This window comes from Bacteroides uniformis, assembly GCF_025147485.1.
Classification (GTDB): domain Bacteria; phylum Bacteroidota; class Bacteroidia; order Bacteroidales; family Bacteroidaceae; genus Bacteroides; species Bacteroides uniformis.
Genome location: NZ_CP102263.1, coordinates 1,002,491 through 1,024,415, shown reverse-complemented (window position 1 = coordinate 1,024,415; position 21,925 = coordinate 1,002,491). Strand labels below are relative to the sequence as shown.

General features: G+C 42.9%; 14 protein-coding genes. 8 read left to right on the top strand and 6 right to left on the bottom strand.

The features are described 5' to 3' along the window. Nucleotides 1–80 precede the first annotated feature (80 nt). From NQ510_RS03875 to NQ510_RS03855, 5 genes are all read left to right on the top strand, one after another. The gene (locus tag NQ510_RS03875) at nt 81–3,203 is read left to right on the top strand and encodes a SusC/RagA family TonB-linked outer membrane protein (protein WP_198136114.1); all 3,123 of its coding nucleotides are present in this window, start codon (nt 81–83) and stop codon (nt 3,201–3,203) included. 28 nt (nt 3,204–3,231) lie between these two features. After that, complete coding sequence (locus NQ510_RS03870; RefSeq protein ID WP_005830782.1) at nt 3,232–5,037, top strand: RagB/SusD family nutrient uptake outer membrane protein; 1,806 nt, start codon at nt 3,232–3,234, stop codon at nt 5,035–5,037. Nucleotides 5,038–5,113: 76 nt separating this feature from the next. Further along, on the top strand, nt 5,114–7,489 hold the full coding sequence (locus NQ510_RS03865; RefSeq protein WP_005830780.1) for a GH92 family glycosyl hydrolase: 2,376 nt from the start codon (nt 5,114–5,116) through the stop codon (nt 7,487–7,489). Nucleotides 7,490–7,531: 42 nt separating this feature from the next. Then, nucleotides 7,532–8,722: a glycoside hydrolase family 172 protein gene (locus NQ510_RS03860; RefSeq protein ID WP_005830778.1), complete on the top strand. Its 1,191-nt coding sequence runs from the start codon at nt 7,532–7,534 to the stop codon at nt 8,720–8,722. A gap of 59 nt (nt 8,723–8,781) precedes the next feature. Then, a complete protein-coding gene (locus tag NQ510_RS03855; RefSeq protein ID WP_158573900.1) occupies nt 8,782–11,460 on the top strand; it encodes a discoidin domain-containing protein in 2,679 nt (892 codons plus the stop codon). A gap of 126 nt (nt 11,461–11,586) precedes the next feature. Here NQ510_RS03855 and NQ510_RS03850 read toward each other — a convergent pair whose 3' ends face one another. From NQ510_RS03850 to xerD, 4 genes are all read right to left on the bottom strand, one after another. Beyond that, entirely contained in the window at nt 11,587–13,125 is a 1,539-nt protein-coding gene (locus NQ510_RS03850; RefSeq protein WP_005830774.1) for a YifB family Mg chelatase-like AAA ATPase, read from the bottom strand. A gap of 37 nt (nt 13,126–13,162) precedes the next feature. Next, nucleotides 13,163–14,236 (bottom strand): TlpA disulfide reductase family protein, encoded by a 1,074-nt coding sequence (locus tag NQ510_RS03845; RefSeq protein ID WP_005830772.1) that lies wholly within the window; start codon nt 14,234–14,236, stop codon nt 13,163–13,165. Between the two features lie 111 nt (nt 14,237–14,347). Further along, a complete protein-coding gene (locus NQ510_RS03840; protein WP_005830769.1) occupies nt 14,348–16,042 on the bottom strand; it encodes a tetratricopeptide repeat protein in 1,695 nt (564 codons plus the stop codon). 136 nt (nt 16,043–16,178) lie between these two features. Beyond that, complete coding sequence (gene xerD / locus NQ510_RS03835) at nt 16,179–17,132, bottom strand: site-specific tyrosine recombinase XerD (protein WP_005830767.1); 954 nt, start codon at nt 17,130–17,132, stop codon at nt 16,179–16,181. A gap of 118 nt (nt 17,133–17,250) precedes the next feature. Between xerD and aroQ the strand changes: the two genes are divergently transcribed. From aroQ to NQ510_RS03820, 3 genes are all read left to right on the top strand, one after another. Continuing rightward, the gene (gene aroQ, locus NQ510_RS03830) at nt 17,251–17,670 is read left to right on the top strand and encodes a type II 3-dehydroquinate dehydratase (protein WP_005830766.1); all 420 of its coding nucleotides are present in this window, start codon (nt 17,251–17,253) and stop codon (nt 17,668–17,670) included. A 20-nt stretch (nt 17,671–17,690) separates the two neighbouring features. Continuing rightward, nucleotides 17,691–19,148 (top strand): pyruvate kinase, encoded by a 1,458-nt coding sequence (gene pyk, locus NQ510_RS03825; protein WP_005830765.1) that lies wholly within the window; start codon nt 17,691–17,693, stop codon nt 19,146–19,148. A 118-nt stretch (nt 19,149–19,266) separates the two neighbouring features. Then, nucleotides 19,267–19,896, top strand: coding sequence for an O-methyltransferase (locus tag NQ510_RS03820; RefSeq protein WP_005830764.1), 630 nt, complete (start codon nt 19,267–19,269; stop codon nt 19,894–19,896). Between the two features lie 8 nt (nt 19,897–19,904). Here NQ510_RS03820 and NQ510_RS03815 read toward each other — a convergent pair whose 3' ends face one another. Together NQ510_RS03815 and rbfA are read right to left on the bottom strand one after the other, a co-directional pair. Further along, on the bottom strand, nt 19,905–21,140 hold the full coding sequence (locus tag NQ510_RS03815; RefSeq protein WP_005830763.1) for an FtsX-like permease family protein: 1,236 nt from the start codon (nt 21,138–21,140) through the stop codon (nt 19,905–19,907). Continuing rightward, a complete protein-coding gene (gene rbfA, locus NQ510_RS03810) occupies nt 21,140–21,472 on the bottom strand; it encodes a 30S ribosome-binding factor RbfA (RefSeq protein ID WP_005834378.1) in 333 nt (110 codons plus the stop codon). The genes NQ510_RS03815 and rbfA overlap by 1 nt, the downstream gene beginning before the upstream one ends. Nucleotides 21,473–21,925 lie beyond the last annotated feature (453 nt).

Sequence of the window (21,925 nt, the reverse complement as noted above, 5' to 3'; positions counted from 1 at the left end):
TACTTTTGCTCTTAGTAATAGGTATGGGTAAATTACTATATCTACTTCTTTGTTGAACTAAAAATATGGTATTTAAAATTATGAAAAACAAAAGCGTTCGAACAGAAATTCAAAAGAGTTTTCTTTGGAATTTTAAGTTGTATGCATTTATAGGGTGTTTGGCATTTCCCTTGAATGTATTAGGTGAATCTGTTTCCTTTGACACTGACAATGTTGCTTTTATGTCTCCTTCTCAAAGGATTAAAGTTACAGGTATCGTAAAGGATGAGGCTGGTATTACTCTTCCTGGTGTAAATGTTGTAGTAAAAGGAACAATTATCGGTACGATTACTGATGCTAATGGACAATTTACATTAGAAGCTCCTAGTGACGGTGTATTGTTGTTTACTTATGTTGGCTTTGGAAATCTTGAACTGCCAGTTAATGGAAAAGAGAATCTGGAAATCATAATGAAAGAGGGAGATACTCAATTGGAAGAAGTTGTGGTGGTAGGGTATGGTACTCAGAAAAAGGTCAGTGTAGTAGGATCTATATCCAACATTGCTCCTAAAGCTATTAAGCAAACTGCAACCACTTCACTACCAAATGCGCTTTCTGGTCGCATGCCAGGTATTATAACACGACAGACATCTGGTGAACCAGGATTTGATGCAGCGTCTATTTATATTCGTGGTATTGCAACTTGGGGAGAAAAGGCACCTTTGGTTTTAGTAGATGGTATTGAGCGGTCTATAAGTTCAGTAAATCCAGATGAAGTCGAAAGTTTGTCTGTACTTAAGGATGCTTCGGCAACTGCTGTTTATGGTGTGAAAGGTGCTAATGGCGTTATTCTGATTAATACAAAGAGAGGTAAGCAAGGTAAGCCTCAAGTCTCGTTCCGAACAGAATCTGCTATTCTTTCCAGCTTGGCCGAGCGTAATTATATTGACGGTTATGAATATGCCTCATTAATGAACGAGGGATTGGCTAATGTGGGCAAGGCTCCTCGTTGGTCTAATGAAGAGTTGGAGAAATTCCGTACAGGTTCAGATCCTTATTTATATCCGAATGTGGATTGGATAGATAAGGTTCTTAATAAAAATTCATATCAGACAATAAACAATTTGAGTGTAACTGGCGGTAATGAAATAGTACGGTATTACGTGAATTTGGGATATTCAATGCAGACAGGTATATATAAAACGGATAAAAGTAATCCTCATAATACGAATGCAAAAGTTTCCAGATATAATTATCGTTCTAACGTAGATATAAACTTGACTAGAGACTTGGTTGTAGAGCTGGGTGTTGGTGGTATTATTGATGACCGTAATTATCCGGGTGCTGGTGCAGCAGGTATCTTTAATGGTTTACGTGATACTGGACCTATTGCATTTCCTGTGACGAATCCGGATGGAAGTATCAGTGGTCTGCCTACGTATATCGGCTCTAATCCATGGGGACAATCTACGCAAACGGGTTACTCTGATGAGCATTTGACTACTATACAATCTACAGCAGGTTTAACCTGGGACTTATCTCGTTTAGTAACAAAAGGACTATCGGTGAAGGGGCATTTCTCTTTTGACTTTTATCACGCAAACAAAGCATTGAGATATAAGGAATTTGGTATAAAGCAATATATTGGCAAGAATGAACAAACTGGAGAAGATCAATATATTACACACCGGGACGATAAGGCAATGGGGTATAGTATCGAACAAAATTCAAATCGTGCTATCTATATGGATTTTTCGGTAAATTATCAACGCACATTCGATAAACATTCTGTTGCAGGTATGTTACTTTTAAATCGTCGACAATATGATAATTTGTCTGCTGGGACTTCTATTATGAATTTACCTTATCGAAGTCAAGGTTTGGCGATGCGCGCGACTTATGACTATGCACAGCGATACTTTATAGAATTTAATGCGGGCTATAATGGATCAGAGAACTTTCCGAAAGGAAAGCGAATGGGCTTCTTCCCTGCTATATCTTTAGGATGGTTAGTTTCTGGAGAATCTTTTTGGAAAGATAATTTAGTAAGCAATTTGAAATTAAGATTTTCACATGGAGAAGTTGGTAATGACCAAATTGGTGGTGATCGTTTTTTGTATTTGACAAAGATGGATCAGAATTGGGAACAAGTGTACTATTTTGGACAAGATCAAATTAGATGGCCCGGTATTATTGAATCTAAGATTGGCTACAACAATGTTACTTGGGAAACTGCGGTTAAAACGAATTTAGGACTTGATTTAGGTTTGTGGAAAGACCGTTTTAGTTTACAGATGGATTTTTTCTATGAAAAAAGAAAGGGTATTTTAATGCAACGCCAATCTGTACCAACGGGAGCAGGTTTCTTGGCTGCAAGTGTTTTATGGGGTAATTTGGGAAAAGCAGAAAATAAAGGCTTTGATGCATTGTTGGAATTTAAAGATCGTACTTCTTCCGGATTGTTCTATTCATTACGCGGGAATGTAACATTTGCTCGTAGTAAAGTACTTGAAAATGATAAAGCCGATCCACTCTATTCAAATTTGTCCGAGATAGGACATCCTATCGGTCAACCGTTCGGTTTGGTAGCTGCTGGATTTTTTGAATCAGAAGAAGATATTGACAATTGGTATGACCAGTCTTTATTGGGTGGACGTCCAATACCGGGAGATGTGAAATATAAGGATATCAATGGAGATAATATTATTGATTCAAATGACCAATGCGCAATAGGTTATACTCGTGAACCAGAATTGGTTTTTGGATTTGGTGGTACGATTGAATATAAGGGATTTGATTTGAGTGCCTATTTTACAGGTGCTGCTCGTACGAGTACTTTCTTCGAAGATCGTACTTTCTGGCCATTTGCTAGTGGTATGGGCTTTTTCAATGTATTCAAGGAAATTTATGACAATCGTTGGACACCTGAAACTGCTGGTGCAGCAAAATATCCGGTGGTTACGGATGGCTTTAATGTACAAAGTATGCGGCGGTCGACGGTTTGGCAGAAAGATGCTAGTTATTTGCGTTTGAAGAATCTGGAAGTTGGCTATACTTTGCCAAAGAAAGTTGTAAGTAAATTGAAGATCAATAATCTCAGAGTGTTTGTAAACGGAACTAACCTTTATACATGGGATAAGATTAATCACACAATTGATCCGGAATCTGATAATTGGTATCCTATTCAACGGGCTGTGAATTTTGGACTTGCAGTGGATTTTTAAAAAGTAGAACGATTAAACTTGAGCGAATATGAAACGTATTAATATAGTTTGCATCACTTTGTTGATGATATTATTGGGAGTAAATACTTCATGTGCTGATTACTTAGATAAAGCACCTGATGAAGATTTGACCCTTGATGATGTGTTTACACGAGAGAATTATGCAGAGCAATTCTTATCATCCATTTATTGGAATATGCCCTGGGAATTGAATTTCACGAATGATTGGGGGCACAATCCATTCGTTGGTGCGGCAGATGAGCTGGATTATCCTTATACAAATTGTTTTGCCTACTTCATGAATAATGGGTCCTGGACACCTGATAATGTTTTAAAAGATATTTCCAATATGGCATACCAGGGTATTAGAAAAACGAATATCTTTCTTGAAAATGTAGCTAAGGTTCCTATGGATGAGTCAAAGCGTGCCGGTTGGATTGGAGAGGCTACTTTCTTACGTGCATTTTTTCATTTCCAATTATTGCGTATTTATGGGCCGATACACATTACAGAGAAAGTATTTGATCCCAATGAAGATTTTTCAGAATTGTGTAAACGAATGCCGTTAGATCAGTGTGTAGATTTTATTACTAACGAGTGTGATAAGGCTGGAGGTATGCTGAAAATGAAAGAAGGAGCAGACAGATATGGTCGTGTGACAAAAGCTGCTGCTATGGCATTAAAGGCGAGGGCTTTACTTTATAGGGCTAGCCCCTTGTGGAATGGTAATCCTGATTATGCAAACTTTACAGATAAAGAAGGAAATCACTTGTTCCCCCTCTCTTATGAAGCGGAACGTTGGAAGATTGCTGCCGAATATACCAAAACATGTATAGATGAAATGGAAAAGGCAGGTTATGGGTTGTATTATGCACCGTCAGGTGACCCAATGGAGAATTACCGTTACTTGTTTGTAGAGAACTGGAATAAGGAGATTATTTTTGCAAAGAATGTGGCGATTTATGACCAGATGGAACGTGCTGCCGCTCCGCTCAGTTTAGGCGGTTGGTCAGGCTTATGTCCTACTCAGGAGCTTGTTGATGCATATGAAATGGCAGATGGTACAACTCCTATTTTAGGATATAATGCTGATGGTAGTCCAATAATTAATTCTGAATCAGGATATTCTGAATCAGGATATTCTGAAGAAGGGTTTACGGAAGAGGCAGATGCAGAGGGGTATTATCCGGAAAATACTTTTAATATGTTTGTAGACAGAGAACCGAGATTCTATGCAACAGTTACTTATAGCGGTGCTTACTGGAGAGGACGTCAGATTGATTTCCGTATGGGAGCTCCTGATGGACGTACTGGTGGACCTGACTATACAACTACTGGTTATCTGATGCGTAAGTTTTTGGATGAGGATGGTGTAGATATTTTAAGAGGAGTTTTTGTAAATAAGACATGGAATTATTTCCGTTTGGGGGAACTTTACCTCAATTATGCAGAAGCATTGAATGAGGCTTCTGGTCCGGTGGATGATGTCTATAAATATGTAAATTTGATTCGTAAACGTTCGGGATTGCCAGGGTTGAAGGCAGGTTTGTCTCAAGATGAAATGAGACAAAAAATTAGACGCGAACGTCAAGTGGAATTAGCTTTGGAGACTCATCGGTATTTCGATTGTAATCGTTGGAAGATAAGCGATCAGGTAAAAGCGGTCCATGGTATGGATATTGGTGCCCGTGATAATAGTTTCTTTAAACGTACTTTGGTTGAGGAAAGAGTATTTGAGGCACCTAAGCACTATTTGTGGCCGTTCCATCAAGATGAAGTTAATAAGAATCCTGATATTTTTGTACAGAATCCGGGATGGGGTGGAATTAATTGATAGCTGAATTTGAACTTAATCAAAGAGGTTCGGTAGGCATGTAAAGTATTTATATGAAATTCATATACTTATAAGTATGAAAAAGGTGATATTATTGTTCTTGTTATACTTTAGCTCTTCTCTTTGGGGACAGTCAAGGGATGTCACAGAGTACGTTGATTCTATGATTGGAAATTCTGATTCGAGATGGATGCAATTTCCCGGACCAGCTATGCCATTCGGAATGGTAAAGCTTAGTCCGGACAATCAGGGGAATGTATGGAGAGGTGGTTATGAGTATAAAATTAATCAGATCATAGGTTTTAGTCATATACATAGTTGGACGATGGGGGGCTTACTGACCATGCCTGTTACCGGACCTCTGAAAATTAAGCCGGGAGAAGAAAACGAACCTGATAGCGGCTACCGCTCCCGTATTAATCATAAAAATGAGAAAGCTTCTTTATCATATTATTCAGTCCTTTTGGATGATTATAATATAAAAGCGGAACTAACTTCTACAACACGTACGGGGTTTCAAAGGTATACATTTCCAAAATCGGATAGTTCCCGTATTTTATTTGATTTGGAGAATGGTTCGGAATATCCATATGAAGTTAGATGGGCTTCTATATCCAAAGTCAGTGATTATGAAATAGAAGGTTTCTCTACCCAATCGTCGTATGATGAGCCAACCAATCTGCTGAATGATTATACAGTATATTTTGTTGCTCGTGTCGATAAACCGATGAAATCTTTTGGAACATGGGTCAATGGGTATGTGGATACTACTTCAAGCATTTGTTGGGGAAGACATGATATCGGTGCTTTTATGAATTTTAATACGGAGGAGGGTGAGATTATCCAGCTTAAGACTGCTATATCGTATGTGAGTATTGAACAAGCACGAAAGAATTTGGAAGTGGAGTCTGGAGGCTTTGGCTGGAACTTTGATGCAGTCCGTAAATATGCCGTTAATGAATGGAGAAAAATCTTAAGCACCATTGAAATTGAAGGAGGAACTGAGGAAGATAAACGAAAGTTCTATACGAATTTATATCGTTCTTATTGTTCAAGGACTATTTTCAGTGATGTGGACGGTCAATATGTTGATATGTATGAGCGAACACAACAATTGAAAGATCCTGCTTCGCCTATTTATGGCTGTGATGCTTTTTGGAATACTTTTTGGAATCTCAATCAATTGTGGGCACTTGCTACTCCAGACATTATGAATAAGTGGGTAGAGTCATTATTGGAGTATTACAGAGTGGGTGGATGGTTACCCAATGGACCTCCGGGAGTGGAGTATTGTGATATTATGGGAGCTCAGCATGAGATACCTCTTATGGTGAGTGCATATCAGAAAGGTATTCGTAATTATGATGTAGATAAAGCGTATGAAGCTGTTAAAAAGACCTTGACAACACAGGGAACAGCACTTTCTTCTGGTGGTATTGTAGGCAATAGGCATTTGGATGTTTACTTGAAGTATGGATTTGTGCCTTATGGTGAGAAATCTCATCATAATGTCTTTGGAACTACCTATGAGGGGCCAACTTCTAATACATTGGAGTACGCTTTTGATGATTGGAATGCGGCACAATTTGCCAAGGCTCTTGGCTATGAAGAGGATTATGATTATTTTACAAGACGTGCTTATAATTATAAAAATGTTTTCGATTCGGAAACGAAATATGTCCGGCCGAAATATAGTGATGGAACGTGGATGCCGGATTTTGAACCTATTAATAAAGATGAGCATTCTACCAGTTGGTCGTGGCTGGGCTCTGGATTTGTAGAAGGTAACTCGTGGCAATATACGTGGATGGTACCTCATGATATGAATGAGTTGGTTAAGATGATTGGTAGGGAAGAATTTAACCGTCGGTTAAATGAAGGATTTGAAATTTCTTCTGAATACAGTTTCTCTCCTCCGGGTGATAGGTTCAGTGCGGCTTATGTGAATCACGGTAATCAACCGTGTATGCAGGCGGCTTTTCTGTTTAATTATTCTGGAAAGCCTTGGTTAACGCAGTACTGGGCACGAGAAATGATGAATAAATATTATGGCTCGACCCCTATTCATGGTTGGCCGGGTGATGAAGACCAGGGACAAGGTGGAGCTTGGTTTGTAATGGCTGCAATGGGGCTGTTTGAAGTGAATGGAGGAGGCTGTGTGGAGCCTTTTTATGAGATTAGTTCGCCATTATTTGAGAAGGTAACCATTCATTTGGATGAAAAATACTATAAAGGTGGTAAGTTTGTAATTGAAGCAAAAAATGTGTCCAATGAGAATCGGTATATACAATCTGCCAAATTGAACGGGAAGAAACTTTCTAAACCTTGGTTCTATCACTCTGAACTGGTAAATGGGGGGGAACTGGAGTTGATAATGGGGAAAAAGCCTAATTATAAATGGGGAAGTAGGCCGCAAGATGCTCCACCTTCCATGTCTTCCAATACCCAGTAAAAAATCAATATGTGTATTGTTTAATTGATTAATACATTAAGAATGAAAAAAATAAATTTGATTATGTTGTTCTTTTTGAGTATGTTCGCAACTTTAGATGGTCATACTCAAGTGAGGGGTGGAGAACTAGGAGGGTTGACTACTATTCAAGAAGGTGTCCGTAACCGTAGAATAAGTAGTGCCGATAAAACGGGGAATAATAATGATAATGTAGGTCCTATAAAACCAGGAGAGAAATGGAGTGTTGATATTCCGGGTACTGGTATTATTAACCATATTTGGTTTACTATTGCCCCGATGCATATTATGAGAAATGATCTCATATTCAGGATATATTGGGATGGACGGTCTACTCCTTCAGTAGAGTCTCCGATTGCTGCTTTTTTTGGAAATGGATGGGACGAGCATTATGAATATGCTACACTCCCATTGGCAGTTGGTCCTACAAATGGGACTGGTTTGGTTTCTTATTTCCAGATGCCTTTTGCCAATGGTGCCCGTTTAGAGATAGAGAATCAAAGCGATATAAATATTGATTGCATCTATTTTTATGTAGATTATGTAGAAATGAGAAAATTGCCGGTGGGTTCAGGACGTTTCCATGCATGGTATAATCATGAATTGACGGAAGCTTTACCAGAAGGTGAAACCGAATGGGGATTGGTAGGACCAATGGGTAATAATGTGGACGGTGCTAATAACTATCTGTTTGCTGATATAAAGGGTAAAGGACATTTTGTAGGGATAAATTATTATGTCCATTCTCCTTCAACAATGTGGTATGGAGAAGGAGATGATATGATATTCATTGATGGTGAAGAAAAGGCATCTTTGTTAGGTACGGGCACTGAAGACTTTTTTAATACTTCGTGGTGTCCGAAGACCTTGTTCAATCATCCTTATTATGGTTATGCAAGGGTTAATAATGACAATGGTTGGTTGGGAAGAACGCATGTGTATCGTTTCTTTGTGGCAGATCCGATTTATTTTGAGAAATCGTTAAGAGGGACAATAGAACATGGGCATAATAATAATTTGACACTGGATATTAGTAGTGTGGTATACTGGTATCAATCAGAAGCTGGAGTTCTACCTCCTGCTCCGACCAAAGAAGATAGAAGGCCTAAAGCTTTTATTCGTGATCAGGATATACATAGATGGAGGCATGAGTGGCGAAAGAATTTGGGTAATGGTGCCAAACTGTGGGGAAATGAAACTCAAGTTGGGGGATAATTCGATAACGTTCTATCTATGAGATTCAAATAAACATGATAAACAAATTTAAGATGATTATGAAATTTAAGATTGTATGGGTATTGGTGATGATGCTATCTCTCCATGGCTATTCTCGGGAAAAGTATGGTGATAGTTTCTCTTTTGCAAGGTCTGGAACGGATATTCTTGAAGTAAGGAAAGGAAATTTATCGGTAGGAGCGTCCACTGTGGCATCTTCTTCCAAAGGGAAGCATTCTTCAGCCAAAGCTGTAGACGGTAGTTTGACTTCTTTCTGGCAATCTAGCCAGTCTGCCGGATGGATTGTAGTAGATTTGAAAACCTCTTATTCATTGACTAGCATTTGTCAGGTATTTCATGAATCGTCTGTTTGGAAATTCAAGGTAGAAGGCTCTGTTGATAAAGAGAATTGGTTGCTGTTGGTAGATAAGACGAAAGGAGCTTCCGGTGATGTTTTTGCAGAAAGTGTGAGTGGCGTGTACCGTTATGTAAAATTAACTGTCCTTGAGTCTAAAGATGGTTTTCTGCCTTCTTCGAAAGAATTTGTTATAAATGGAACAAATGCGGATAAGAATATTGCTTTAGGTAAGCAATGCACTAATGTGGTGCTGCAAAAGGATCATAATCCGAATGATGCTTTGGATGGAAATATGTCAACCTATTGGATTGCTGATAATGAGCAGTTTCCCCAATCTTTGACTGTTGATCTGGAAGAGGTTTGTACGTTATCCGGAATTCAGCAAATCTTTAAAGACCATGATAGCTGGAAGTTTAAGATTGAAGGTTCCAATGATGAATTGCACTGGGCTGTTTTGGTTGATAATACAGATGGTATTAGTGGATTTGATTTCAAAACTCCGGTTTCAGGAGAATTCCGTTATATTAGACTGACTATTTTGGGCTCAGCGAAGGGATATTGGGCACACAGTTGTGAATTTCGAGTTTTTGGAACAGAAAAAGATGTGGTTTCTTTAGGCGGTCGGGAACTTGAGGATTTGGCCTTTAATGCTTTAGCTGCCACTTCTTCGTTTTGCGACAATAATCATACTCAGAAGAAGGCCTTTGATGGTGACAATACTACTTTTTGGTATGCGGACAATAATGCTTATCCGCAATGGTTATGTGCGGATTTAGGTTTGCCATGTGATGTTCGGAATATAAAACAGACTTTTGTGGAAAAAGATGTTTGGTCCTTTATTATTGAAGGGTCAAATGATAATAAAAAATGGGACTTATTGGCAGACTGTCGTTCGGGTATTGCCGGTACTGAGTACGTAAAAGAATTGAATGGTGTATATCGGTATATCAAATTAACTATATTGGATGCCAAAAGTAAAAGTAGAGCAGGTAGCCGTTCGTTGGTCATTAAGGGGTTTGGTTCACCACGTAATGCAACGTGGTGGGAAGAGACTTCTGGTATGACAAGGTATTACCCCAAATACTATCGCCAAACGCTTAACTCTATAAAAGACAGTTTGGATATATTGCAGGCACAAGGTTATCGTAATATTGAACTTTCGGCTATATATGAAGGTGATCCTAGTGTGTGGGGAGGGCTTGGAGCTACAAATAACTATGCCATAGACCCGTCTATTGGAACATTGGAAGATTTTGAGGACCTTCTCCGTGAAGTACATGCACGGGATATGAGGCTGACTTTCTTTGGAAATGTTGGTTATTGTTGGTATAAAGCTCCTTTCTTTGAAAAAGCATGTGATGATCAGCGTAATGGTGTATATAGTAAGGAGAGGAACTGGTTTCATTTCAGTGATAAGAAGTTGAATGACAATTGGTTTTGGAGTGACAGAGCCCAGGCTTATTACTATTCGTGTTGGGGAAACTCGGATGGGGCTGAAGGACGCATTCCAAGCTACAACTTTAACAATTGGGAGTGGCAGGAAGAGTGTCGGAATTATCTGGACTTTTGGGCAGATAAGGGGGTGGATGGAATACTTCTGGATGCTCCTGAGGTCTATGATGGTATTACTGACGATATTATCAATGAGTCTATTATAAAAGTTTTAAATCGTAGAGGCATTCTAACTAATGCGGAGGGAGCTTCAAATATTGAAAAATGGATTAGCAGGTTTGATTTTAAACTAATTCAAGGTTTTGATATGTATGGTTGGGGCGGTGGAAAAAGAAGTGAGGTCTTAAATGCCAGAAGAAATCAGAACCCATGTGAATTGAATGGAAAGTTGAAGAGTTATAGAGACCGTATTGTGGCATTGGGGGCAACAACTATTACTCCACCAATGTGGGAGATTCCAGCTACTAATGAGGAGCGCCTTTTTGAATTGGCTTATTTAATTTCCATGGGGACAGTAGTAATAAACCATTATGGTGATCATCATTCGGATTATATAGCCCAATTAATTCTTGATAAGTGGCCTCAAAAGGACCAGAAGAAGTTTTATGATTTAATCAGGTTGCAGAATGGCTATAACGGGTTGGCTCCCATGGGACAGCGCACTTGTATTCCTTCAAATGATGATAGTAAGTATACTGTCTTTAAACGAAGCAATAAAGATGGGAAAGTTTCGGCCCTAGTCATTATGAATTTCCAGAATAGTACGGAAACCATTTCTGTGAATTTGAAGAATACGGGTATCTTGCTGGGACAAACTCCTCTAAATCTATTGGATGGAGATAATATACCACCTGTATTGTCTGAGGACTATCATATTACATTGCCTCCTTATGGGTATATGATACTCGGTATTCAAAATGAAGAATAAGATGTGAGAATTTCTTCTGTATAATATGTGGAGAACTACTATTATAAAAAGATAATAGATTTCTTGATCATGATTCCGTGGGGCTGGGAAGTTCCACGGAATTTTATATTTTTATTTCGCGACGATTTATCCTGCCCAGTCCTCCCTATCCAGATTTCTATATCCGATAGCTTCCGCCAAGTGTGCCGGCTGTATCAATTCGCAGCCTTCCAGGTCGGCGATGGTGCGTGATACTTTCAATATACGGTCGTAGGCGCGGGCCGAAAGGTTTAGGCGGTTCATGGCAGTTTTGAGCATGGCAAGTCCTTTGTCATCCGGACGGGCGTGGCGAGCAAGCAGTTTACTGTTCATCTGGGCATTACAATATATGCCGGGAATGTCTGCATACCTTGCTTCTTGAATTTGTCGGGCACGTATCACACGCTCGCGTATGGTGGCGCTCGATTCGCCGGGGCGAGAATCTGCCATCTCTTCAAAGGGGAGTGGGGTGACTTCAATTTGCAGGTCGATACGGTCGAGCAAAGGTCCGGATATGCGGTTCAGGTACTTTTGTACTTGTCCAGGACTGCATACACAAGCCTTGGTGGGATGCGTGTAATACCCGCATGGACACGGATTCATAGAGGCTACCAGCATAAAACTTGCCGGGTACTCTACATTGCATCGGATGCGTGACACGGTAATCTTCCTATCTTCCAGCGGTTGGCGAAGAACCTCCAATACGTTACGGCTGTACTCTGGCAGTTCATCAAGATATAAAATTCCGTTATGTGCCAGACTGATTTCACCGGGCTGGGGGAAACTTCCTCCACCGGTCATCGCTACCGTAGAAATGGTGTGGTGAGGGGCGCGGAACGGGCGTTTCGAGATGAGTCCACCGTCTTTGCCCAACTTTCCGGCAACAGAATGAATCTTGGTCGTTTCCAGACTCTCTCCCAAAGAGAGGGGAGGAAGTATAGATGGCAGACGCTTGGCAAGCATGGACTTACCGCTGCCCGGCGAACCGATGAGAAGTATATTGTGGCTGCCCGAAGCAGCTACCTCCAAGGCTCGTTTCACATTTTCCTGTCCTTTTACTTCTGCAAAGTCGAAATCGAAGTTGCTCTGCTGGGAATAGAATTCCTCGCGGGTGTTGACTAACGTAGGGGTTAATTCCTGCGTGCCATTAAAGAATTCTATAACTTCCTTGATGTTTCCCGCTCCGTACACTTTCAGATTGTTTACTACTGCCGCTTCGTGGGCATTCTGTTGCGGTACAATCATACCCTCAAACCCCAGTTCTCTGGCCTTGATGGCAATGGGGAGTGCTCCTTTGATAGGTTGCAGGCTGCCGTCAAGGCTTAGTTCACCCATCAGCAGATAGCGTTCCAGCTTATCGGACTGGATAACTTCGCTGGCGGCAAGTATGCCGATGGCTAAAGGTAAATCGTAAGCTGCACCTTCCTTGCGGATGTCAGCCGGAGCCATGTTGATGACAATATTGCTGGTCGGCATCCGGTAGCCGTTGACCTGCAAAGCAGATATGATACGTTGATGGCTTTCTTTGACCGCAGAGTCCGGCAAACCGACTAAATAGAACATACAGCCTCTGGAACTGTTGACTTCAATGGTGATGAGGGTTGCGTCAATACCTTGAACAGCCGCTCCAAAAACTTTTATGAGCACGTTTTTAGTGATTAGGGGTTAGTGATGGCAGGATAGGCTACCGTCGGTTTTGTTTTTTGAGTTTCTTTTCACTCTCTTTCTTCTCTTTTTCCTTTTGCTCTATCTCCTCCAGTTTCTTTTTGATGTCTTCCTCACTCATATTCTTCCCTTCAATTTTTCCGGAAGGGCTAAGGAACAGATTGGCAGGCAATGCTTGTATGGCGAGCTGTTTGATGGGCGCTGTGTTCCATCCGGAGAAATCACAACTCTGTTCCCACTTCAGGGTATCTCTTTTGATTGCTTCTTCCCATTCCTTTCTGTCGATATCCAAGGAAATGCCCCAGAGTGCGAATAGCTTGTTCTTTTCTTCTTTCTTGTAAATCCGGCGCAGGGCAGCGTTGGCTTCCATGCTTTGCGGGTCCCAAGATGCCCAAAAATGTATCAACAGATATTTGTCCTTAAAGCTAGTACGGCTGATTTGTGTGCCTTTGGCATTGGGCAGGTTGACGTAAGGGATGGTTTTCCCAACGGATACCTTCTCTTCTTCTTGGATAAGGTCAAGCAGTTCGTCCACATACGGACGGTCTTTCAAGCCTCCGGTCATGTGTTCTGTCATTTCTTTGATTAAGGAGAAGTCCGGTTGCGGTTTTTGCACGAAATATTTCTCCAGCAGATAGATACTTACCAGCGAAGAAGGATGGCTGTTGATGAAGGCTTCTGCTTTTTCTTCCAATGCTTTCTCCGAGGGAGTACTCAAACCTTTCAACTCTTTCTGAAAAGCTGTCAGTTCTTCATTGGGGGCATTCCCCGTGATTTCCAGTGAAGTAAGCTCGGCGGCGGAGCCTTTTATCTTTATTTTGTCTCCTTTGTTCAGGTAAAGCGGATATTCTGTGCCGTCACTGAATTGCAGCCATGTAGAGACAAGCGTGTCGGTGGTGAGGGTTGCAGAGAACTTGTCATCCTTGACAAGCAGAGTGTCCATACGGTTATAGAACTTGTCCGTACCATATATATAAAGGGTATCATTCCCCAGCCCTTTGATTTCACCATTTAGGTAGACTGAATTTGTATTTTTGCTGCCGCAGGCAGACAATATAATAAGCAGAAGGTATGCAAGATAGATTTTCTTCATTCCGGTTCTTTTTCTGATACTTCGTCGCGAAAATACTTCTTTTTGGTGTGAATAAAAAGAAATGCCCGACATATTTCTATGCCGGGCACGTTCTTTTCAATCTAACCTTTATTATTTGATGATATTCATAAAGTCAGTGTTAGTGAAGTATTTGGCGAATTCCAGGTCAGAAGCAGCCTTCTTTGCCAAAGCCGGTTCTTTTGCAATGGCATTCTTCAGACTGCTGGTTACCATAGATGTATTGTTGGTTCTTGCGCCAAGTACAGCCATCAGGTAGTCAGTATAAGCGTCTGGTCTTTCGATAGCAGCCAGTGTGTTCTTAGCCTTGTTGTAGTCCTTAGCCAGGATTTGTGCCAAAGCAGCGCTGTTAGTCTTAGTGTCGCCAAATGAGCTGACAGCCTTGTCGTACTGTCCTTGAGCAACATACAGATTACCCAATGCCTCGTTCAGTTCCTTAGAACCGGAAGCCTTGCTCAGATAGCTTTCTGCTGCTGTTCTGTCGCCCTTGGTCAAGGCAATCAGACCGAGATTCATGTTTGCTTCAGGAGCATCCTTGATGGAGAGAGCTTTCTTGAAGTAGCTTTCAGCCTTGTTAAGATCACCAGCCTGATAAGCCAGTTTACCTAAGTTGTTGTAAGCACGGAAATCGTTCGGGTAGATTTGAGTAGCTTTTGTGAAGATGGCTTCTTGCTTGGCAGCATCTTTAGTCAAGGTGGTGGCATACAGTAATTCTTCGATGTTCAGCTGCTTGGCATCGCTGTCGGCGAGGTTTGCGATTTCTTCGTCAGACTTACCGATGATTTCGTAGTTCAAAGTCAGGCGTGAACGACGCAGTTGCGGCAGGATTTCGTCAGCCAAAGTCTTATAAACAGAAGAGATGTTCTTGATTTCTTGTTCTCTTTGTTCAGGATCCTGATACATGGAAAGAACGCGAAGAATCAATTCTTTATCTTGGATGTTTGATTTGGATACCAGTTCCTGGAAGCCTTCCCAGTCCTGAGCCGTATACTTGGTGTCTACTGCTGCATTGATTTTTGCTTTCTTCAAATCTCTGTTGATGATTTTAGCCGTGTTGTCCTGGCGGTTCTCAGCCAGTGTAGTATTCAAGCCTACACCACCATCGGGAGAAGCGTATGCGGAGATTTCGATGTTGCTGATTTTCTTGTTTTCAGCTTCGTCTATGTTTTTCACTTCTTTGCCGAATTCTTTGGCAGTCTTCAATTCGCTGGCGCGTACGTTGGCTTGTTGAATCAAGAACATGATGTTGGCGTCATGCTTTTCTTTGATGATACGTTGGAAAGCGTCGTCACCATTGGCGGGGTTAGCGCTGCCCAATGTTTGTTCCAGCATCTCAGAAGTGGAGATTACACCATCAGCTACTTTTACAGCAGGGATAGTGACAGTCTTTTTGCCTACTGTAGCCTTGAATTCCAGATACAGTTCGGATTTGGCCATTTCCGGTACATAGTCGAAAGATGTCTTCATAGTGTAGCTGCCGCCCATCTTGTAAGAGATAGTCTGGTCGTTACCTTCTACTTTTTCGCCCTGGAACACAGCCGATTGGCCTTTAGCTTCGCCGCCATTCCATTTCAGCACAGGGGTCACTTCTACCACAGCCTTCTTGTTGAAGTACTTTTCGGGGAATTTTCCGTTGATTGTAGCGGGAACTTTACCACCTACAGCCTCTAGAACTTGAGGAGTTACGGTGAAATAATCTGATGACAATTCACCCATCTTTTTGCTGCACGATGTCATTAATGCAACAATCATTGCCATTAAAAACGGCAGATACAATTTCTTAGTCATTTTAGGTATAAATTAATTGTTTGTAATTGAAATTTGTCTATTCCATGTTAGTGTGCTGTTTAGGCATGAACATAACAACGCAAAGATATTAAATCCTATTACAGTTTGTTAACTCGTGCAGCAATTTTATCATAATTTAATGAATTTCTCGCTCTTTGCGGTACTTTATATTGCGGGGATGATGTTCTATGATTTCACTGCGCAATCTGTGCCGGTCAATATGTGTGTAAATTTCTGTTGTAGCGATAGATTCGTGGCCCAGCATACTTTGTATGGCGCGCAGGTTGGCTCCTCCTTCAAGCAGGTGGGTGGCAAAGGAATGGCGGAAGGTGTGCGGACTGATGTTTTTGGTGATGCCGGCCTTCTTCGCCAGTTCCTTGATGAGATGGAATACCATGATGCGCGAGATATTTTTGCCCCAGCGTGCCAGGAATACATAGTCCTCGAAGTCCTTCTTGATTTTCCAGCCTCCATTGCGGTCCACGAACCAGTTCCTTATCTCCTTGATGGCACGGGACGATATGGGTACAAGGCGCTGTTTGCTGCCCTTACCTTCTACCTTGATGAAGCCTTCGTCGAAATACAAGTCGGAGATTTTCAGGTTGCACAGTTCCGATACCCGTAGGCCGCAACTGTATAGAGTCTCGAGGATGGCCCGGTTGCGTTGCCCCTCGTTTGTGCCTAGGTCAATGGCGGAGATGATGCGGTCTATCTCTTCCACCGTCAGTACTTCTGGAAGCTTGAATCCGATTTTGGGTCCCTCCAACAGTTCGCTGGGGTCTCCCTCCAGGTAGTCGGCCATGACGAGGAAATGGAAGAATGACTTGATGCCCGACAAGATGCGTGCCTGCGAGCGGGGATGGATGCCGATGTCGTGCAGTCCGGAGGCAAAATGCTGCAAGTCATCCAGGGTAGTGTCAAGGATAGCGATACCCTCTCCTTCCAGAAAGTGCAGCAGCTTCTGTAAGTCTGTTTGGTAAGCATCCACTGTATTGGGTGAGAGTGCTTTTTCCAGTTTCAGATACTGGTGGTACTTTCTGATTATCAGCGTTTGTTTCTCCTTATTCGTGGATTTTTCTTCTGATTTCATTTCTTTTTTCTACCTTTGCTTCGCGAAAATAGGCTGCATTTCAGCAAATTGCAAATAAATTTGCATCTGCTTTCGGTTTGCACTATCTTTGCACCGCAAAGGTATAAAAAATTGTGTTATGAGGATACAGATTATTAACGGCCCCAATATAAATCTCTTGGGCAAACGTGAACCTTCCATTTACGGTAGCGTTACTTTTGAAGACTACCTTGCCGAACTCCGTAAGAAATATGCGGATGTACAGATTGACTATTTCCAGTCCAACATTGAGGGAGAGCTGATAGACAAGATTCAGCAGGTAGGTTTTGATGTGGACGGCATCATTTTGAATGCGGGTGCTTACACCCATACGTCCATCGCTCTGCAGGATGCTATCCGTTCGGTCACTTCTCCGGTGGTTGAGGTGCATATCTCTAATGTACATGCCCGCGAGGCTTTTCGTCATGTGTCCATGATTTCCTGCGCTTGTAAAGGTGTCATTCTCGGTTTCGGGCTGAACTCCTACCGTCTGGCCATGGAGGCGTTAAAAGATTATTAAATAAAATAGGTATATAGATTATGTTATTGAAGCAAACGAAGATTGTCGCAACGATTTCTGACCAGCGCTGTGATGTTGATTTTATAAAGCAGTTGTTCGATGCAGGTATGAATGTTGTACGTATGAATACTGCACATCTTGGCCGTGAAGGTGCCGAGAAGTTGATAAACAATGTGCGTACGGTTTCCAACCGCATCGCTATCCTGATGGATACGAAAGGACCGGAGGTCCGCACGACGGTTCTGGCTGAGCCCATTCCTTTCAAGGCGGGCGACCGCGTGAAGGTGGTAGGCAACCCGGAGCAGGAGACTACCCGTGAATGTATCTCGGTATCCTATCCCCATTTCGTCAAAGACTTGAATGTGGACGGCCATATCCTTATTGATGACGGTGACTTGGAGTTGGTTGTTGTAGAGAAGACCCCCGACTACCTGCTCTGCGAAGTACAGAATGAGGCTACTCTGGGCAGCCGCAAGAGCGTCAACGTTCCCGGCGTCCGCATCAATCTGCCTTCTCTGACGGAGAAGGACCGCACCAATATCCTTTATGCCATTGAGAAGAACATAGACTTCATTGCCCACTCCTTTGTGCGCAATAAGCAGGATATACTCGACATCAAGGCGATTCTTGACGCTCATAACAGCGATATCCGTATTGTTGCTAAGATTGAGAACCAGGAAGGCGTTGATAATATCGATGAAATCCTGGAAGTAGCCGACGGTGTGATGATAGCTCGCGGTGACCTCGGTATTGAAGTTCCGCAGGAACGTATTCCGGGCATCCAGCGTGTGCTCATCCGCAAGTGTATTCTTGCCAAGAAGCCGGTGATTGTTGCCACACAGATGCTTCATACCATGATTTCCAATCCGCGTCCCACCCGTGCGGAGGTAACGGACATTGCCAATGCCATCTATTATCGTACGGATGCCTTGATGTTGAGCGGTGAAACCGCCTATGGAAAGTATCCGGTAGAAGCGGTGAAGACGATGACCAAGATTGCCGCCCAAGCGGAGAAAGACAAGCTGTCTGACAACGATATCCGTATTCCGCTGGACGAGAACAGCAACGACGTGACTGCGTTCCTGGCCAAACAAGCGGTAAAGGCTACCACCAAACTGAAAATCCGTGCAATCATCACCGACAGTTACAGCGGCCGTACTGCCCGTAACCTTGCCGCTTTCCGTGGCAAATATCCGGTGTTGGCCATCTGCTACAAGGAAAAGACCATGCGGCACCTTGCCCTTTCCTACGGTGTGGAAGCTATCTATATGCCCGAACTTGCCAACGGGCAGGAATATTACTTTGCAGCCTTGCGTCGCTTGTTGAAGGAAGGCCGTTTATGTCCTACGGACATGGTGGGCTACCTGAGTAGCGGTAAGGAAGGCACACAGACCTCTTTCCTTGAAATCAATGTCGTAGAAGATGCCTTGAAGCATGCTGAAGATAGTGTGCTGCCTAACAGTAACAGATACTTGTAGGATAAGGGATTAAGGATAAGGGGTTAGGGATTAGCGGTTAATGATTAATTAATAATTGTGCGCAGAACTAACCCCTAACCCCTAATCCCTTATCCCTAACCTATAATCCATTAACAAAGTGACGATTGACGAATACATTTTGCAGCACATTGATGATGAGGGCGATTATCTGAAAGCGCTCTATCGCGACACGCATGTCAAGTTGCTATATCCCCGCATGGCTTCCGGACATTTGCAGGGGCGTATGCTCAAGATGTTTGTCCGGATGATTCGTCCCCGGCAGGTGCTGGAGATAGGGACTTATAGCGGGTATTCCGCACTTTGCATAGCAGAAGGACTGCCGGAGGGCGGGATGCTGCATACGTTTGAAATCAACGACGAGCAGGAGGACTTCACCCGTCCGTGGCTGGAGAATTCCGATTACGCGGATAAAATCAGGTTCTACATTGGCGATGCCTTGGAGCGGGTACCGCAACTGGACCTCACTTTCGACCTTGCCTTTATTGACGGAGATAAGCGTAAATACATAGAGTATTATGAAATGGTGCTCGCCCGCCTTTCCGGCGGTGGATATATCATTGCCGACAATACCTTGTGGGATGGCCATGTGCTGGAAGAACAACCCCATCGCACAGACCTGCAAACAATCAGTATCAAAGCCTTCAATGATTTGGTGGCGCGGGATGCGCGTGTGGAGAAAGTCATTCTTCCCCTGCGTGACGGATTGACGATTATCCGTAAGAAGTAACTGTTTTTTTATCTTTTTCTCAGCAGCCGCTTGCTGAGGTATCTCACCGGATACCATACGGACAAGAAGCCTACAGTGATGACCGTTAAGAATACCAGAATAATATCCGTGGCATGTACACTTACCGGATAAGCGTCCACTACAAAACTTCCATTGCCTCCCCCCAATGAAATCAACCCGAAACGTTGCTGCAGAAAGCACAGCAACAATCCTAAAACGATGCCGGAGAGGGCGCCGAATACAGAAATCATCCTGCCTTCGAACAAGAAGATGCGCGCTATAAGCCGGTCATCGGCACCCAGATTGCGCAGTGTCTCCACGTCCTCCCGTTTGTCCAGTATCAGCATGGACAGCGAACCGATGACATTGAAGCATGCGATACCCAGAATGAAGGTGAGGAAGAGATAAGAGATGAGTTTCTCTATTTCCATGATGCGGAAAACATCGGCCTGCTGCTCGTAGCGGTTCTGTACAATGAACCGGTCGCCGAGAATGCCTGCTATTTTCTTTTGTACGGAGCCGATGTTGGAACCGGGTTTCAGTTTCATCTCGATGGCAGAGACTTCCGTGTCATAATTGAACAGACGGCGGGCAAAGTCGAGTGACGTCAGTATGTAGCGTGAATCGTATTTTTGCTGGTTGACGGCAAAGATGGCGCCGGGCGAGAAGAGATACTCCCGGTTGAAAGCCGCAGTGGGGTTGGCTATGTTTACCCGTACGTTCCGTTTGGGGGCATAGACCTGCAACGGGTCCACGAACTGAATGCCGGTGCCCAACTCGGATATAAGTTCCACACCCAGAAAACCATAGTCCACCACCGAGTCGCTCAGCAGGAACTTTCCCGTCCCATAGAGCAAGCTGTCGATGGAGGTAAGCTGTTCGAAATTGTCCTCCACTCCCTTGATGACGGCCATTGCCTGGCGGTCTTTGTACTGCACCATGGCATTCTCTTCCAGTGTTTCCGTCCACACGTCAATCTCGGACAGGGCGTGTACTTGCCGGATGCACGCTTCGTGCGGGTCGAAAACCTTACCTTCGCGGACGGTGATTTTCAGTTCCGGGTCGAAAGCTGTGAAAAAGCCTGCCACCATGTCCTGAAAACCGTTGAACACGGACAAGGTGCATACCAACGCCAACGTAGCCAATGCCACCCCACACACCGAAATGCCGGAGATGATATTAATGGCATTGTGTTTCTTCTTGGAGAAGAGGTAGCGGCGGGCTATAAAGAAGGGAAGGGACATTATTTCAGCAGTTCATCAATTCGTTCCAGATAGTCCAGTGAGTCGTCTACGAAGAACTTCAGTTCGGGGATAATGCGTAGTTGGTGGCGTACGCGGGTACCCAGTTCAAAGCGTATGGATTTCATGTTTCCGTTGATGTTCTTGACTATTTCTTCGCTTTTCTCCGAGGGGAATATACTGAGATAAGCGCGTGCCACGCTCATGTCGGGGCTGATGCGTACGGCACTGACGGAAATCAGTATGCCGGGCATGGACTTGGTTTGCAACAAGAAGATATCACTCAGTTCCTTCTGCAGGAGACGGGCTATTTTATTTTGTCTGGTAGTTTCCATACTGTTCATTTTTTTATGCTGGGGTGCAGCCTGTTTTCACGTTAGCAAAGTTACTGAAATATATCGTTCTGCCGACTGTTTATAGCTTTTTTTTCATTCTTTTCCCTATTGTAGGGTTCATTCTTTTCCGTTCTGTCGATGAGATATGCCTTTTCGTAGATTCTATTTGTTGTTCTTGTTATGCTTCCCTAACTTTGATGTCAGTTCGGAGAACTGCTGATGATGAGTGAAGAAGGAAGAGAACCATTCCGTTATAGAAGAGACTCTCTCTAAATAGCGTTTTTTCATGTATTATTGACTTGAACCGTTTTTACCCGGGAGGGTAGAAACGGTTTTTTGCGCATCTGACCGGGCTTTCTTGTCTCTTGCATAGGCTTCCGTTGTGTGCTACATAGGCTTCTGTTGTGTTTTGCACGGTGGTTTGTCTTGAGAAGCCTTTGGGTTTATCATGTG

Excerpts from the sequence above, each read along its gene's own strand:
- NQ510_RS03875 (WP_198136114.1), top strand. The coding sequence starts at position 81 with ATGAAAAACAAAAGCGTTCGAACAGAAATTCAAAAGAGTTTTCTTTGG.
- NQ510_RS03870 (WP_005830782.1), top strand. The coding sequence starts at position 3,232 with ATGAAACGTATTAATATAGTTTGCATCACTTTGTTGATGATATTATTG.
- NQ510_RS03865 (WP_005830780.1), top strand. The coding sequence starts at position 5,114 with ATGAAAAAGGTGATATTATTGTTCTTGTTATACTTTAGCTCTTCTCTT.
- NQ510_RS03860 (WP_005830778.1), top strand. The coding sequence starts at position 7,532 with ATGAAAAAAATAAATTTGATTATGTTGTTCTTTTTGAGTATGTTCGCA.
- NQ510_RS03855 (WP_158573900.1), top strand. The coding sequence starts at position 8,782 with ATGAAATTTAAGATTGTATGGGTATTGGTGATGATGCTATCTCTCCAT.
- NQ510_RS03845 (WP_005830772.1), bottom strand. The coding sequence starts at position 14,236 with ATGAAGAAAATCTATCTTGCATACCTTCTGCTTATTATATTGTCTGCC.
- NQ510_RS03840 (WP_005830769.1), bottom strand. The coding sequence starts at position 16,042 with ATGACTAAGAAATTGTATCTGCCGTTTTTAATGGCAATGATTGTTGCA.
- xerD (WP_005830767.1), bottom strand. The coding sequence starts at position 17,132 with ATGAAATCAGAAGAAAAATCCACGAATAAGGAGAAACAAACGCTGATA.
- aroQ (WP_005830766.1), top strand. The coding sequence starts at position 17,251 with ATGAGGATACAGATTATTAACGGCCCCAATATAAATCTCTTGGGCAAA.
- pyk (WP_005830765.1), top strand. The coding sequence starts at position 17,691 with ATGTTATTGAAGCAAACGAAGATTGTCGCAACGATTTCTGACCAGCGC.
- NQ510_RS03815 (WP_005830763.1), bottom strand. The coding sequence starts at position 21,140 with ATGTCCCTTCCCTTCTTTATAGCCCGCCGCTACCTCTTCTCCAAGAAG.
- rbfA (WP_005834378.1), bottom strand. The coding sequence starts at position 21,472 with ATGGAAACTACCAGACAAAATAAAATAGCCCGTCTCCTGCAGAAGGAA.